At 50.2% G+C, this 15,824-nt stretch carries 17 protein-coding genes; 1 reads left to right on the top strand and 16 read right to left on the bottom strand.

Annotated features, from left to right (window positions below):
• Nucleotides 1–97 precede the first annotated feature (97 nt).
• The 16 genes from purD to DXD02_RS13415 all read right to left on the bottom strand — a co-directional run bounded on the left by purD (nt 98) and on the right by DXD02_RS13415 (nt 15,165).
• Nucleotides 98–1,369, bottom strand: a complete 1,272-nt coding sequence (gene purD / locus DXD02_RS13485) for a phosphoribosylamine--glycine ligase (RefSeq protein ID WP_118666978.1) — start codon at nt 1,367–1,369, stop codon at nt 98–100.
• A 5-nt stretch (nt 1,370–1,374) separates the two neighbouring features.
• A complete protein-coding gene (purN, locus tag DXD02_RS13480; RefSeq protein ID WP_022462015.1) occupies nt 1,375–2,001 on the bottom strand; it encodes a phosphoribosylglycinamide formyltransferase in 627 nt (208 codons plus the stop codon).
• Nucleotides 1,995–3,020, bottom strand: a complete 1,026-nt coding sequence (purM, locus tag DXD02_RS13475) for a phosphoribosylformylglycinamidine cyclo-ligase (RefSeq protein ID WP_055221253.1) — start codon at nt 3,018–3,020, stop codon at nt 1,995–1,997. Before purM ends, purN begins: the two co-directional genes overlap by 7 nt.
• A 25-nt stretch (nt 3,021–3,045) precedes the next feature.
• Nucleotides 3,046–3,552, bottom strand: coding sequence for a 5-(carboxyamino)imidazole ribonucleotide mutase (purE, locus tag DXD02_RS13470; RefSeq protein WP_022462013.1), 507 nt, complete (start codon nt 3,550–3,552; stop codon nt 3,046–3,048).
• Between the two features lie 122 nt (nt 3,553–3,674).
• The gene (locus tag DXD02_RS13465; RefSeq protein ID WP_055221255.1) at nt 3,675–5,696 is read right to left on the bottom strand and encodes an aminopeptidase; all 2,022 of its coding nucleotides are present in this window, start codon (nt 5,694–5,696) and stop codon (nt 3,675–3,677) included.
• A 67-nt stretch (nt 5,697–5,763) separates the two neighbouring features.
• On the bottom strand, nt 5,764–6,375 hold the full coding sequence (locus DXD02_RS13460) for an HD domain-containing protein (RefSeq protein ID WP_055221257.1): 612 nt from the start codon (nt 6,373–6,375) through the stop codon (nt 5,764–5,766).
• A 66-nt stretch (nt 6,376–6,441) separates the two neighbouring features.
• Nucleotides 6,442–6,759, bottom strand: coding sequence for a hypothetical protein (locus tag DXD02_RS13455; RefSeq protein WP_055221259.1), 318 nt, complete (start codon nt 6,757–6,759; stop codon nt 6,442–6,444).
• The gene (locus DXD02_RS13450; protein ID WP_055227152.1) at nt 6,740–7,216 is read right to left on the bottom strand and encodes a VanZ family protein; all 477 of its coding nucleotides are present in this window, start codon (nt 7,214–7,216) and stop codon (nt 6,740–6,742) included. The genes DXD02_RS13455 and DXD02_RS13450 overlap by 20 nt, the downstream gene beginning before the upstream one ends.
• 84 nt (nt 7,217–7,300) lie before the next feature.
• Complete coding sequence (locus DXD02_RS15620) at nt 7,301–7,453, bottom strand: hypothetical protein (RefSeq protein WP_055221261.1); 153 nt, start codon at nt 7,451–7,453, stop codon at nt 7,301–7,303.
• Nucleotides 7,454–7,487: 34 nt separating this feature from the next.
• Nucleotides 7,488–8,165: an orotate phosphoribosyltransferase gene (gene pyrE, locus DXD02_RS13445; RefSeq protein WP_022462007.1), complete on the bottom strand. Its 678-nt coding sequence runs from the start codon at nt 8,163–8,165 to the stop codon at nt 7,488–7,490.
• A 217-nt stretch (nt 8,166–8,382) separates the two neighbouring features.
• On the bottom strand, nt 8,383–9,600 hold the full coding sequence (locus DXD02_RS13440; RefSeq protein ID WP_118666977.1) for an iron-containing alcohol dehydrogenase: 1,218 nt from the start codon (nt 9,598–9,600) through the stop codon (nt 8,383–8,385).
• Between the two features lie 367 nt (nt 9,601–9,967).
• On the bottom strand, nt 9,968–10,864 hold the full coding sequence (locus DXD02_RS13435) for a C40 family peptidase (protein WP_118666976.1): 897 nt from the start codon (nt 10,862–10,864) through the stop codon (nt 9,968–9,970).
• A 247-nt stretch (nt 10,865–11,111) separates the two neighbouring features.
• Nucleotides 11,112–12,014 (bottom strand): dihydroorotate dehydrogenase, encoded by a 903-nt coding sequence (locus DXD02_RS13430; protein ID WP_022462000.1) that lies wholly within the window; start codon nt 12,012–12,014, stop codon nt 11,112–11,114.
• Between the two features lie 24 nt (nt 12,015–12,038).
• Nucleotides 12,039–12,809, bottom strand: a complete 771-nt coding sequence (locus tag DXD02_RS13425) for a dihydroorotate dehydrogenase electron transfer subunit (RefSeq protein WP_118666982.1) — start codon at nt 12,807–12,809, stop codon at nt 12,039–12,041.
• A 107-nt stretch (nt 12,810–12,916) separates the two neighbouring features.
• The gene (gene pyrF / locus DXD02_RS13420) at nt 12,917–13,846 is read right to left on the bottom strand and encodes an orotidine-5'-phosphate decarboxylase (RefSeq protein WP_118666975.1); all 930 of its coding nucleotides are present in this window, start codon (nt 13,844–13,846) and stop codon (nt 12,917–12,919) included.
• Between the two features lie 38 nt (nt 13,847–13,884).
• Nucleotides 13,885–15,165, bottom strand: a complete 1,281-nt coding sequence (locus tag DXD02_RS13415) for a dihydroorotase (RefSeq protein ID WP_118666974.1) — start codon at nt 15,163–15,165, stop codon at nt 13,885–13,887.
• Between the two features lie 314 nt (nt 15,166–15,479).
• Here DXD02_RS13415 and DXD02_RS13410 point away from each other — a divergent pair, with 314 nt between their 5' ends.
• Nucleotides 15,480–15,680, top strand: a complete 201-nt coding sequence (locus DXD02_RS13410; RefSeq protein ID WP_022461996.1) for a cold-shock protein — start codon at nt 15,480–15,482, stop codon at nt 15,678–15,680.
• Nucleotides 15,681–15,824 lie beyond the last annotated feature (144 nt).

The following is a 15,824-nucleotide window of genomic DNA, read 5'->3' as shown; positions in this document are numbered from 1 at the left end:
TGGCAGGAAAAATTTATATTTTTTCAATTGTCTACTTGACGGGGAGCGGTTCATTCTGGCGGCTCCATTTTACTCAAAATTAAAATTCACATTCACGTTACGCTTCGTCAATCGCTTTTCCAATATCATGGCGGTAATATTTATTGTCAAAGTCAACCCATTCAACAGCCTTATATGCATTCGCACGTGCCTCTTTCAGGGTATCGCCAAGTGCTGTCACGCCGAGTACACGGCCTCCGTTCGTCACGATCTCGCCGTCCTTGAACTTCGTTCCGGCGTGGAAGCAGTAGTAGCCCTCATGCTCTTTGAATGTCGCAAGCCCACGGATCGGGAATCCCTTCTCGTAGGAAACCGGGTAACCGTTCGAAGCCAGTACAACGCAGACACACGCATTGTCTGCAAACTGCAGATCAATCTGGTCAAGCGTTCCATCGATGCAGGCTTCAAATACATCGATGATATCTGTTTTCATACGAGGAAGCACAACCTGTGCCTCCGGATCGCCAAAGCGGGCATTGTACTCCAGCACCTTCGGTCCATCCGGTGTCAGCATCAGTCCGAAGAAGATCACGCCTTTAAACGGTCTTCCCTCTGCTGCCATCGCATCTACTGTCGGCTGATAAATATATTTCTTACAGAAATCATCCACCTCTTTTGTGTAGAACGGGCTCGGAGAGAAGTTTCCCATGCCGCCGGTGTTAAGACCGGTATCGCCGTCTCCTGCTCTCTTGTGATCCTGCGCAGAACTCATCGTCTTGATCGTCTTTCCATCGACAAAAGAGAGCACGGAAACTTCGCGTCCCGTCATAAATTCCTCGATGACCATCTCATTTCCGGCACTGCCGAATTTCTTGTCGAGCATGATCGTCTTAACGCCCTCTTTTGCTTCCTCTAAGGTGTTGCAGATCAGAACGCCTTTTCCAAGCGCCAGACCGTCGGCTTTCAGTACGATCGGGAATTTTGCGGTTTCCAGATACTTCTCTGCCGCCTCCGGATCGGAGAATGTCTCGTATGCCGCCGTCGGGATATGGTATTTTTTCATCAGGTCTTTGGAGAACGCTTTCGATCCTTCCAGGATTGCCGCATTCTTTCTTGGTCCGAATACGCGCAGTCCCTCTGCCTCAAACGCATCGACAACACCGCCGACCAGCGGATCATCCATGCCGATGACGGTCAGGTCAATCTCTTTTTCTTTCGCAAAAGCAACGAGCTTGTCAAACTCCATCGCTGCAATATCGACACACTCTGCGTACTCCGCAATTCCTGCGTTTCCAGGAGCGCAGTAAATCTTGTCTACCTTCGGGCTCTGTGCCACCTTCCAGGCAATCGCATGCTCTCTTCCGCCGCTTCCTACAATCAGTACTTTCATCGCTCTTACTCCTTTATCTTTACGTGTCCGTCTTCTACCGTTACCTTTCCATTTGCAATCAGATCAATCGCACGCGGCATGATGACCCACTCGGCCTCTTCCATGACGCGCTGCTGCAGTGCCTTCGGTGTATCGCCCTCGTGCACTTCGACTGCCTTCTGCAGAATAATCGGGCCGGTGTCTGTTCCGCCGTCCACAAAATGAACCGTCGCTCCCGTCACTTTGACGCCGCGGGATAATACGCCCTCGTGCACTTTCAGTCCGTAATAGCCCGTTCCGCAGAACGACGGAATGAGGGACGGATGAATGTTGATGATCTTATTCGGATAAGCATCCACAATGCTCTGCGGGATCACAACCAGGCATCCTGCGAGCACAACGAGATCGACGTTGTACGACTGCAGTTTCGCCAGCAGTGCCTCGTTGAATGCTTCTCTCGATGCAAAGGTCTTCGGGGAAAGGCATACCGCATCAATCTCCTTCTTTTTCGCACGCTCCAGCGCATACGCTCCTGCATTGTTGCTGATGACAACGGAAACCTCCGCGTTTGTGATGGTTCCCTCGTCAATCGCATCCAGAATCGCCTGCAGGTTCGTGCCGCCGCCGGAGACGAGAACTGCTAATCTTAGCATAACTGTACTCCTTTTTCTCCGTTTTCAATGTGGCCGATCACATATGGCGTATCTCCTGTGGAACGGATGGCTTTCATCGCTGCGTCTACATCTTCCGGATCAACAGCCAGTACCATACCGATACCCATGTTGAAGGTGTTGTACATCATCTGCTCGTCGATATTGCCTTTCTTTGCCATCAGATCAAAGATCGGCGGTACGGTGTAGCTGTCTTTCTGTACAACGGCTACGGTGTTGTCTTTGAGCATACGCGGAATATTCTCGTAGAAGCCGCCTCCGGTGATGTGGCTGCATGCTTTTACGGTTACACCGGCATCTTTGATGGCGCGGAGTGCTTTTACGTAGATACGGGTCGGTGCAAGCAGGGTCTCGCCGAGGGTTGCGCCGAGCTCATCATAGTATGTATTTAAAGAATCTTTTGTCATATCGAAAACTTTGCGGACAAGAGAAAATCCGTTGCTGTGAACGCCGGTGGAAGCCATGCCGATCAGTACGTCTCCGGCTGCCAGATTTTCACCGGTAATCATGTCTTTCTTGTCACATACGCCGACAGCAAAACCTGCCAGATCGTACTCATCCTCCGGCATCAGGCCCGGATGCTCTGCGGTCTCACCGCCGATCAGTGCCGCATCGGACTGCAGACAGCCTTCTGCAACGCCTTTTACGATCGAAGCGATCTTCTCCGGATAGTTCTTTCCGCATGCGATGTAGTCGAGGAAGAACAGCGGTTCTCCGCCGGCACATGCGATATCATTCACACACATGGCAACGGCATCAATGCCGATGGTGTCGTGTTTATCAAGAATCATGGCGAGTTTCACCTTGGTTCCGCATCCGTCTGTACCGGAAAGCAGCACCGGCTCTTCCATTTCTTTGATTTTTGCCAGGGAAAAAGCGCCGGAAAAACCGCCAAGGCCGCCTAATACCTCCGGGCGCATGGTTTTCTTTACATGCTCTTTCATTAATTCTACTGATTTGTATCCAGCTTCAATATCTACTCCTGCGTTCTTGTAATCCATGGTGAACCTCCCTTGTCCTTTGTTTTTATTTACTGTAGTTACGGTATCCTGTTTCCTGCAGTTTTGCGTCTTTTGCCTCAACCTGCTCTTTCATTTCCTGTGTATATGCTTTCAGTTTTGCAAGCAGTTCCGGATCGGAAGTTGCAAGAATCTTTGCTGCCAGGATTCCGGCATTGGCACCGCCATTGATGGCAACGGTTGCTACCGGAATGCCGCTCGGCATCTGTACGATGGAGTACAGGGAATCACGACCTCCAAGCGATGTGGTATGCATCGGAATTCCGATGACCGGCATTGGGAAAATAGCTGCGCACATACCCGGCAGATGAGCTGCCATACCTGCGCCTGCAATGATAACCTTGAAGCCTTTCTCCTCTGCGGTTTTTGCATATTCGAAAAATACATCCGGCTCGCGGTGTGCAGAGATGATTTTCATCTCGTACTCAATTCCAAATTTTTCCAGCATGTCGGCTGCTTTGCTCATTACCGGCATATCAGAGTCGCTGCCCATCACAATTCCTACTTTAGCCATGTTGTTCTCCTTTTCTGATTAACTGTTCTAAGCGTTATTCATTAGTTATGCTTATATTTATGTTTTAATCATTCAGTTCTGCTTATAATATACTAAGCAGGCGTAGAAATGTCAACCCATAATCAGCCAAAAGGTTCATTTAATTCTTCCGTTCCCGGCAGGACGAAGCGTCCGTCCTCAATGAGAGGGATCGTCGTTCCGTCTGCTTTTTCGACCGCAACCGACTGCAGTTCGCGGTACGGAATCGTGATGTCCGTGTGGCATCCGAAGTATGCTTTCGACGGATCTTCTTTCCGTTTTGCCGAAACCTCGTTCTCGCGCGCGATTACTTCTTTTCCGTCCGGGTTGTACATCGGGCTGTCCTCCGCCCAGGCGTAGCAGGTGTCGCCCATCGCAAAATGCGGGCCCATCTTCTCTGCGATCAGGATCGGCAGTTTTCCGGCGATGCCGTACTGCTCTGCCATCACGTACGCCGTCGTGTTCGTTCCGATGGCAAACTCACCGATCGGCAGCGTCCTGTGGTGATACAGCAGGTTTTCTTCTATATAAGTACGATTGTCCTCTTCTTTTTCGAAGTTTGCGCAGTCATACGCGGTGATCATGCCGTCAGTCAGCGTCAGGCAGAGATCGCGGTAATACAGCTCGTTCAGGTAGACTCCCGTCACATGGAGCACGCCTGTCGTGCCGGTAAGACTCGGGGAAGTAAAGACCTCTCCGACCGGAATATTGCAGTCGGCAACACAGTTCTCGAAATTCGTCTCTTTCGCAGGATCGTTCAGATGATGCAGCATCACGCGCAGATCCGTTCTGTTCTCTCCTTTTCCAAGCACATGCACGGAAACACCCTCGTCGAGCGCATCGATCAGGTACTGCTGGATGCGCTGGTATTTTTCGTAATCGAGCGTGTTGATCTTTACGATCTCACAAAAAATTTTTTCGTAGCGCGGATCGATCTCCGGCATCGGGTAGGCGATGATCGTGTAGCCGTACTCGTCATCCTTGATATAGCGGTTTACAATCTGGCCCGCCTCGTTCTGGAAACCGACACGGAGCTTTTGCTGGCGCTCATTTAAGTGCAGTGCCTGTTTTTTATTTACTGGCTCAAACGGAACTTCGCCGAAGGTTTCCACCACGGCAGGGCCGGCATAGCCGTCTGCCAGTTCTTTGTACTCGTCGTATTTTACCTGCATCGCGCGGAGCCGTCTCTTCACGAGATCCTCGTTGAGATACAGCGCCTCATCGTTCCGGTGATCGTAGTCATACTGCTTATTCGCAGACGCACCGGCAACCCACGTTCTCCGCGCGCCGCGGGAAATCACCGGCTCGAGTCCCATCTCGCGGAACTGTAATATTGCCGCACGGATCATGCGCTCAAAACCGATGTGGAAGCGGATGCTGACTGTCTTCTTTTTCGACAGATCTTTTCGCGCCACGAGAAAGCACTTGCGGAAGCCTTCTGTGTAGGTGCGTGCCATCGCGTCGATTTCTTCCTGGCTGAACGTATTTAAAAAGCGGGCTGTACCCTTCTCATTTTCGGTGATATATTCGCCGTACTGGTACAGATACCGCAGATCCGTCAGATCAGATTCCATCACAATATCCTTCACAAAGTGCAGTGACGGGTCGACGATTTCGCGCACCTGGTATTCCTGGCGCTCCTCGGCATAATCGCTCACATACCAGTAAATGCTCTCTTTTACATACTGCGCGGACGGCAGCGTCTCCTCCTCGAACATCGCATACAACTCGAGATACAGCTCCATCGCCGCAGTCAGCTCCAGCAGGCGGTCCTCATAGACCCAGACAACAGCATTTCCCAGCTCCCGGTACAGGCAGCAGAGGCTCCTTCCATGCGTTTCACCAAGTGCCCGCACGGCAAACGCCGGGTTTCCGTAGGAGGTCTCATACCGCTCCCCGATCACATCTTCATACGGCTCGCGGTTAAAAACAGCCAGCTCTTCCTCGGATGCTGTTTTTAGATATCCTTCTGCGATTCTGCTCCGGATCTGGTCCATTTTGCAGAGGTACTGTGCCATCTGTGCAAAAAAATCGCGGTACGGCTGCGGAACGCTTTTTTCCGCCGGAATCTGGCGGATCCGCTCAATTGCAAGCGCATACCGCTCGTTTAATAATTCATCCGTCATAAAAAAATCCCTTTCTGTTTCTCTTTAACTGTTACGAGGGGCAGATCTGCCCCTCATTCTTCTTGACTTATTCCTGTTTTTCTTCCCGGTCGTCAATAATTTTTCCATCCCGGATACTCTGCTCGAGAATCTCTTCCATATAACTCCAGATCTCCTCGGAGCCGGTCGCCGTCTTCTCGTTTCGTTTTAACGGCTGGGAAATCCGCACATTGTGGCGGGTCCAGTCTTTTCCATCGTTCTCATGATTTAAAAGCAGCGGCTGGAAATTGTCCATCACATGGGCAAAGCGCGCTTCCGGTGTCTCATACGCTTCGAACTCGAGCCAGAGATCCATCAGCATTTTTCCCTGATCCTCCGGCAGCAGGCCATAGATGCGCTCGGCCGCTTTGTGTTCTCTCTCGTCTTTTGTTTTGTTTGCCTCCGCGTCGTACGCATACGTGTCGCCTGCATCAATCTCCACGAGGTCGTGGATCAGCAGCATGAGCATCGTTCTGCCGATGTCGATTTTCTCATTCGAATATTCCTGCAGCAGAAATGCCATCACCGCCATGTGCCATGCGTGCTCCGCGTCGTCCTCCTGGCGCGAATAGCCGCGGATGTGCGTCTGGCGCAGGATCTGTTTTTCTTTATCAATCTCCAGAATAAAATTCAGCTGTTTTTCAAAACGTTCGCGATCCATCTTTTTCCCCTTTTCTTTTATATGTACTCCCGGAGTCTTTCTGTGCTTGATTTTACGAGAGTACATTTATCTCACACCGATCAGAAACAGTGCCAGCCATGCGACCAGCATGCCGCCGCTCGTAATCGAGCCGAGAACCGACATTCTGTGGCTGACCTGTTCTTCTTTAAAGCTCTTCATTCCCACATAGAAGCCGTATCCCGACAGAAGGAATGAGAACAGTCCCGCTGCTCCGAGAAAAATGCCTCCGTTTCCGCGGAATGCAAACGATACGATCGAAGCCAGCAGAAACAGAAAGACCGAAGCACCTGCCATATAGAGAGCTTCCTTTCCGCCTTCCGACGGCTTCCGGACAAAATTATAATTATACTTCTTCCTCGCCATATTTCCATCTCCTGAATTTATTGCAGATCAGGAATGCGCCGCAGCCGATCATGGCTCCAAGCGTATTCAGGATCAGATCATCTACATCAAAGCAGCCCACCTTCGTGATGAGCTGAATCGTCTCCACGCAGAGGCTGAACATAAAACCAAGAAGCGATACTTTCCAGAAACTCTCCATTTTTTTGTGCATCACCGGAACGATAAAACCGAACGGCAGAAAACCGATCACATTGCCCGCCAGATTTAAAAATGCGGCAAGGAATCCCACCTTTTCGCGGTAAATCCAGAACCGTCTGATTTCCTGAAACGGCACCAGATTGTAACGGTAATCCAGTTCAAAAAAGTTCCTTCTCCCGTATTCTTCTGCAAAAAACAGAAAATAAACGAGCGCAAGAAGATACACCAGAAATAAAATCCGTCCCACAACGCGGATTCTGGCTTTCGTCTCCTGCTTCATCTTCGTTTCCCCTTTCTGCGTGGTATCAGAAACGCCGGAATACCTCTTCGGCGCATGCGCTTCCAAAATATTCCGGCATTTTTCTTAAAACATAATTTCCCCGCGTCGTTTCAGCAGACCTGCTCCGCTTACGATCATCAGGACACCGGTTGCTACCCCTACCACAACCAGTACTGCGCCCATGGCGATATTTCCGCCGCCGACACGTCCCATGGTTTTATAGATTTTTTCATTCATCGTGCAAAACTCCTTTTTTCAAGTGTACCACGTCTTATTTGACACCGTACTCCTCATAATAAGCATCAATGGCAGCCTTCATCTTGTCATCGATCTGGATTTTGCCCTGGCATGGACGGTTGTACAGATAGGTGATGACATCCTCCATGGTTACAATGGCATTTGCCGGGAAGCCATAGGTTTCCTGGATTTCCTCAAGTGCGCTCTTGTCGCCTTTTCCGCGCTCCATACGGTTTAAGGATACCATCAGACCTTTGATCTCCACATTGCCCTGTGCCTGGATGATCGGGAACGTCTCCTCGATGGATTTTCCGGAGGTGGTAACATCCTCGATGATGACAACGCGGTCGCCGTCTTTAATTTTGCTTCCAAGCAGCAGTCCTGCATCTCCGCCGTGGTCTTTTGCTTCTTTCCGGTTGGAGCAGTAACGTACTTCCACACCGTAGAGATCATGAATCGCAATGGCGGTTACAACGCTGAGCGGGATTCCTTTGTAGGCCGGTCCAAACAGAACGTCGAAATCCAGTCCATAATTGTCATGGATTGCTTTTGCATAATACTCGCCGAGACGTTTTAACTGGCTTCCGGTTACGTAAGCGCCCGCATTCATGAAGAACGGGGATTTTCTTCCGCTTTTCAGAGTAAACTCTCCAAATTTTAATACCTGGCTCTCGACCATGAACTCAATGAACTCCTGCTTGTACTGTTCCATCTTTTTTCCTCCATATTTTCAGGGGAAGGCATCTTTTTTCGCAATGCCGCCCGTTTTTACTTCTATTCTTTTCTATACTACCATAAACGCCTCTGTTTTTCCAGTCCAGACACAGGATTTCGCATAAAAAACATAAAATCCACACAAATAAATTTCATTCTCTGACGCAAAAAATCCCTCCGCCCAGAGAACGGAGGGATTTTGATATGTTTTCTTTTTAGAAATCTACTTCTGTATCATAGTAGCAGCATTTCAGCAGTTTTTCCATCTCTTCAACAGATGGCTGTCTCGGGTTGGATCCGGTGCAGGCATCGGCGATGGCATTTACAGCGATGTCGTGCAGTCTCTCCAGGAATACGTCTTCCGGAACGAAGCCATGCTCGGTCGGATAGCTGTCTTTTCCGTAGTTCTTGATGCAGTGCGGAATGTTCAGTTTGTCGTTCATGCCGCGCAGATAGTCAATGAGGAGTTTTACTTTCTCTTCCGTTGTCTCGCCGCCAAGTTTCATCTCGTCAGCGATCACTGCATAACGTTTTGCTGCAGTCTCGTCTTTTGCGTTGAACGCGATAACCTTCGGCAGGTACATAGCGTTTGCTGCGCCGTGGATCAGGTGAGCGCCGTAATCAGCGAATGCTGCGCCTGTTTTATGTGCCATGGAGTGAACAATACCAAGAAGTGCATTGGAGAATGCCATACCAGCGAGGCACTGTGCGTTGTGCATGCTGTCACGTTTTGCCATATCTCCGTTGTAGGAATCTACCAGGTCTGCCTGAATCATCTTGATTGCATACAGTGCCAGCGGATCGGTGAAGTCACAGTTCGCGGTGGAAACGTATGCCTCGATTGCATGGGTCATAGCGTCCATACCGGTGTGAGCAACTAACTTTTGCGGCATCGTCTCTGCCAGATCCGGATCTACGATTGCAACGTCCGGCGTGATTTCGAAGTCTGCCAGCGGGTATTTGATACCTTTTTCATAGTCTGTGATAACTGCGAACGCGGTTACCTCGGTTGCTGTTCCGGATGTAGAAGAAATTGCACAGAAATGAGCTTTTCTGCGGAGTTTCGGCATTCCGAATACCTTGCACATTTCTTCGAAGGTGATGTCTGGATACTCGTATTTGATCCACATTGCTTTTGCTGCGTCGATCGGAGATCCGCCGCCCATTGCTACGATCCAGTCCGGCTGGAACTCTTCCATCGCTTTTGCTCCGCGCATAACAGTCTCGACTGACGGGTCAGACTCGATTCCCTCAAAAAGCTGTACTTCCATGCCGGCTTCTTTCAGGTAGTCTACTGCGCGATCCAGGAAACCGAAACGTTTCATGGAGCCGCCGCCTACACAGACGATTGCACGTTTTCCTTCGAATGTTTTCAGTGCCTCTAAAGCACCCTTTCCGTGGTATAAATCTCTTGGTAATGTAAATCTTGCCATTGTTCAGAACCCCTTTCTTGTTTTGCTTCTGATGGACAGCTCCGGCAGATCAGATCAGCAGAATTTCTGTTTTTCCTGCTCTCTGTTTGGGCCGCCTTTTGTCTTTTGTTTTCGACTTTGTTATTATTATAACAAACTTTTTCAGGGATTTCCAATACAAAAATGATATTTCCTGATGTCAATTATATATGTCTTATTTACTCCCGTGCCGCCCGCGATGCCTGTTTTTCACGGTACATCGCTCTTTTCCTCCAGCTTTCCACTTCCAGATAATTCCAGTTGTAAAGCCCCGTCAATTTATCTTTATACTCCCACTCAGAAAAATCTGTCAAATTTCACCGCACACAATCACATTTAATTTTACATTTCACGAAAAAACACTCCCAACCACTTTCAGCGCCTCCGCCAGATCCTTTCGAAAATCCTCATCCCCTCTCCGCAGACTATTCACCCTGCACCCAAACACCCTCTCATGCCCCGTACAGTGCAGATACCTGCCGTCCCCCAGATACATCCCCACATGCCCTCTCCAGAACAGCAGATCCCCGGCCTTCGCCCGTTCCTCCACCAGACACATCTCCTCCCCTTCTCTCCAGATCGCTTTCATCGGATACCCTTCCCTGATATCAGCATCCCGCCAAATCAAAACCCCATTCATCAAATACACCATAAACACCACACCCGAACAGTCAATCCCATCCGCCGCCTTCCCGCCCCACCGGTACTGGCATCCAAGATACCCCTTCGCACACTCCACAACCTTCCTCCGAAACTTCTCTTCCGACCACCCCTCCGGAATCCCCTGCTCCACAAAAAACCTCTCTTCCGATTTTCCCCACAAAAACCGATCCGAATCCAGTCTTTTTCTTAATGCCACCTCCGGCACAAACCCACTGATCCCATTCGCCAGTTTCACCCTGCAATACCCATTCTCCGTCTCCTCCATTTTCTCCACAAAACACCCCCGTCCCAGCGTCTCCAACATCCGCGCCTGCACCCGCGCTCCCCTCATCACATCCGCAAACCCGCGTGTCACCACATACGTATTCCCTGCCTTTTCCCTCTCCTCCATCCACTCCCGGCTTTTCTCTTCAATCAAATTCCTCTCCATCCACCCCCGATACCCATAATGCGTCCAAACCTCAATCCACTCCCCCTTATCTTCCCACATCACGCTCCATCCAAAAAACACCTCATCCACCACATCAACCCCATTCTCCTCATACAAAAACGCCCGCTTCACTTTAATGATCCCATACTTCATCTCACATACCACCTTCCATTTTCTATATACTATGCACCCACCACAACACTCTCACGCCGATCCGCCCCCGGCGGATCCAGACCTACTTCGTTTCAGCTCCACACAACCAGACCTCACTGGAATTTGCGCCTGCGGTGTGGCGGGCATAGAAAAAGAGGGCGGAACTGTGCCCATTCTGAGCCACAGTTCCGCCCTCTTTTTCTCGCCCGCCGCACCGCAGATGCGAAGCCGCTCGAGGCCGTCCGTCTTATCTCACCGCCCCGATCAGCGAATTAATATCGTCAACCTTATGCCTTCTCATATACTCTTCGATACCGCGAACCGTTTCAACAGTCGCATACGGATTAAAGAAATTCGCCGTCCCAATCGAAACCGCCGTAGCCCCCGCCAGAATAAACTCCAGCGCATCCTCCGCCGACGCAATACCGCCCATACCAATAATCGGCACTTTCACTGCCTGCGCCACCTGATACACCATCCGCACCGCAATCGGCTTCACCGCCGGCCCCGACATACCGCCAGTCTTATTCGCAATCGCAAACTTCTGCCGTTCAATATCAATCTTCATCCCAGTAAGCGTATTGATCAGCGACAGCACATCCGCCCCGCCGGCTTCCGCAGCCCGCGCCATCTCCGTAATATCCGTCACATTCGGGCTCAATTTCATAATAATCGGCTGCTTCGCATATTTTTTAACTTCTCTGGTGATCGCCTCCACCGCCTTCGGATCCTGTCCAAACGCAATACCGCCCTCCTTCACATTCGGGCACGAAATATTAATCTCCAGCAGATCCACCGGCTCCGAAGTCAATCGCTCCACAACCTCACAGTAATCCTCCGTCGTCCGTCCACACACATTCACCACAATCTTCGTGTCAAACTGTTTCAAAAACGGAATATCCCTCTCACAGAACACATCAATACCAGGATTCTGCAGCCCGATCGCATTCAGCATTCCGCCGTAAACCTCCGCAATACGCGGCGTCGGATTCCCCGGCCACGGCACATTCGCAACACCCTTCGTCACAACCGCGCCAAGCTCCTTCAAATCCACAAACTCACTGTACTCCGCGCCGGAGCCAAACGTACCAGATGCCGTCATAACCGGATTCTTCAGTTCCACACCCGCCAGATTCACACTTGTCTTCATCGCTTTTTCTCCTCCTCGCGTCACTTACAGCTCAATTTCCGTACTTAAAAAGACAGGTCCGTCCTTGCAGATCCGCTTGTTGTGCACATGTGAATGACCATCCACCTCAGTCGACTGGCAGACACACGCAAGACATGCGCCAACGCCGCACGCCATCTTCTCTTCCATCGAAATCCAGCATGGAATTCCCTTTTCCAGACCGTACGCCTTAATTGCACGCAGCATCGGAGCCGGACCGCAGGCAAAAATTACATCTGCTTCCAGATGATCCTCGCGCACCGCATCCATCACATTGCCCTTCACACCGGCACTTCCGTCCTCCGTTGCAATATGAAGATCGCCTGCCGCAGCAAACTCCTCATTTAAGAACAACTCATCGCGGTAACCACAGCAGATGATCGTGTCCGTTCCAAGATCCTTCGCCGTCTGCAGCATCGGCGGAACACCGATACCGCCGCCCATCAGCATCACACGTTTTCCCTTACCTTCCTCGATCGGGAATCCATTTCCAAGCGGCCCTAAAATATCAACCTCATCCCCCGCTTTCAGACGCGAAAACTCCTCCGTTCCTGCACCTGCCACACGGTAGACAATCCGAAGTCTTCCTCCCTCTCGGTCGATCTCACAAAGAGAAATCGGACGCGGCAGAAGACGGCTGCCGTCCTTCGAAAACAGAGAAATAAACTGGCCGGCCTTCGCCTCTTTCGCAATCACTTTCGTGGAAATCCACATGCTGTAAATTCCTTTTGCAATGCACTCCTGACTTTCCACAGTACAGCATTCCTTGATTTTCATAAGCTGAACACTCCTTTTATTTTCTTGAATCGGCGAAAAGCCCAAAATATCCTCCGGCGGACATAACATCTACCCGGCAGACCTTCTGAGCTTTTCACCCTGTATTCTTATTTTGCAGCAGCAAGCGCCCCGCTGATATCCTCAACCATATCCTTTACAGCTGCTCTCGAAGCATCCGCAAAGTTCTCAGTGCCAAACTCGGCATATTTTTCCTGTTTGTAAGCAGCGATAATACCTCTCGAAGAGTTTACGATTGCACCTAGTCCGTCCTCATTGAAGAAGTGAACGAGGTCTTTTCCTTTTCCGCCCTGTGCACCGTAGCCCGGTACCAGGATGTAGGATTTCGGCATTACCTTACGCAGCACCTTGCCCATCTCCGGGTACGTAGCGCCGACAACAGCTCCCACATAGCTGTAATCATCGCCCATGTGCTCCTCGCCCCACGCGGCAACCTGCTCGCCGACCCACTCATACAGCGGACGTCCGTCGATGATGCGGTCCTGGAACTCGCCGCTGGACGGGTTCGAGGTTTTTACCAGAACAAAGATACCTTTTTTCTCCTCTTTGCAGACCTTGATGAACGGTTTTACGCCGTCAGATCCAAGATACGGATTGACAGTTGCAAAATCCTCATGGAATCCGGCGTAGGATTTGCTTCCCACCTGCACGTGGCCGAGGTGGCCGACTGCATACGCCTCAGAAGTAGAACCGATATCGCCTCGTTTGATATCGCCGATGACAACGAGACCCTTTTCCTGGCAGTAGGAAACGGTCTTCTCATACGCTGCCATTCCCGGAACGCCGAACTGCTCATACATGGCAACCTGCGGTTTTACAGCCGGAATCAGATCGTATGTTGCGTCGACAATCGCTTTATTGAACTGCCAAACGGCCTCTGCAGCTCCTTCAAGTGTCTCTCCGTACTCGGCAAATACCTTTTTCTGTACGTGCTCCGGCACATAGTTCAGCATCGGGTCCAGACCTACGACGATCGGTGCATTTGTTTTTTTAATGTTTGCAATCAGTTTGTTAATCATCTGCTTACTCTCCCTCTTCTGTTTTTTCTTATTAGAAATTACTCAGCTTCGTATACAATCTTGCCGCCGCATACGGTAGCCATAACTTTTCCTTTCACTTTCTTGCCGCCGAACGGAGTGTTTTTGCCCTTGGAAACAAACTCCTTCGGATCGATCACATACTCTGCTTCCGGATCGATGACAACCACATCGGCGTCCATGCCAGATGCAAGAGAACCTTTCTTGTCCAGGTGCAGGATTTTTGCCGGATTGTAGCTCATCTTCTCCGCCATCTGCATTGGGGTGATGACCTCGGTATCCACAAGTTCGGTGATGGTAAGAGCCACGCTCGTCTCCAGTCCGACGATGCCGAACGGAGCTTTCTTGAAGGACTCCTGTTTCTCGGTCAGCGCATGCGGTGCATGATCGGTGCTGATGACATCGAAGACATCGTCTTTCAGACCCTGGCGCAGTGCCTCGAGATCCTCTTTCGTACGGAGCGGCGGATTCATCTTGTAGTTGGTGTCGCCCTTTACGATGTCGTCGCTGCAGAGGGTAAAGTGATGCGGGCAGACCTCGGCGGAAATCGAAACGCCGGCCTTTCTCGCCTCACGCACCATATCCACGCTCTCTTTGGTCGAGCAGTGGCACAGATGCAGGTGTGCACCTGTCTCTGCGGCAAGTACGATATCTCTTGCAACAATCGTGTTCTCTACGGAGTTTGTGATGCCCGGCAGATGCCACTCTCTCGAGTTTGCATCCTCATTCATGCAGCCGCCGTTTACGAGGTTCTTGTCCTCGCAGTGAGCCAGCACCGGAATGTTTTTCTCTGCGGCAATCTCCATGGCCTCTTTGTAGAGCAGCGCGTTCATAACGGATTTTCCGTCCTCGCTGATCGCCGGGATGCCGGCTTTTACCATGCCCTCGATATCGGCGAGCTCTTCACCCTTCTGTCCTACTGTGATGGCGCCTGCCTGCAGTACATTAATCGGAGAAAAACGGTCTGCTTTGATCGTTACATAGTTGACGCGGTCCGGGCTGTCGATGACCGGTTTTGTATTCGGCATCGCTACCAGCGTTGTCACGCCTCCTTTTGCTGCTGCTTTCGAACCGCTTTCAATATCTTCTTTATATGTCTGCCCCGGGTCGCGGAGATGTACATGCATATCGATGATGCCAGGCATTACATAGCAGCCTTTTGCATCTATTACCTGCGCATCTTTTACGCGGATTCCTTTTTCAACCCGTGTAATAACGCCGTTTTCGATCAGAACATCACTGATTTCGTCTTTTTGGGTGGCCGGGTCGATGACCTGTCCATTTTTGATTAAGATACTCATCTTACGTTCTCTGATCCTTTCTTTTCTTCTGGCCGTCGTCCGACCATTTATTCCTTTTTATAATACACGAAATCTTTCCTGAAATAAAGAGTTTTTTCTTGACTTTTTTGATTTGCAAGATTATAATGGTCTCAATCGAGAAGATGTTGAGATGTAATACGTGGTCACTAGCTATTAGAGATTATATTAGCATTCACCTTCAATATAATCTGTAATAGCTAGTGAATTTTTTTACCAAAAGTTCACTCGCTTATGGGGGAACATATGCATTCCCACATCATGCTTATTTTTTAATTTTATGGAGGTAACTCACAATGAACAAGGGAACAGTGAAATGGTTTAACGCAGAGAAGGGCTATGGCTTCATCACAGGCGAAGACGGAAACGATGTATTCGTACATTTCTCCGCTATCCAGGGTGAAGGATTCAAAACTCTTGACGAAGGTCAGGCGGTTACTTACGATCTTACCGAGGGTGCTCGCGGAATGCAGGCTTCCAACGTTGTTAAATGCTAATTAACCATAAGCGAAAGGCCGGAGGATGTATGTCCTCCGGTTTTTTAATTTACGCGGGCAACGAGCCAAAGTCCATGCCTGCACGAGACCTTGGCGACTGCCGCGATAACTTGAGAAACTCGCGGAGCGTGTTTCTCATAGTTT

Origin of the sequence: Blautia sp. TF10-30 (assembly GCF_003481245.1) — a bacterium.
GTDB lineage: Bacteria > Bacillota > Clostridia > Lachnospirales > Lachnospiraceae > Fusicatenibacter > Fusicatenibacter saccharivorans.
This window is presented reverse-complemented; position numbering and strand designations above follow the sequence as displayed.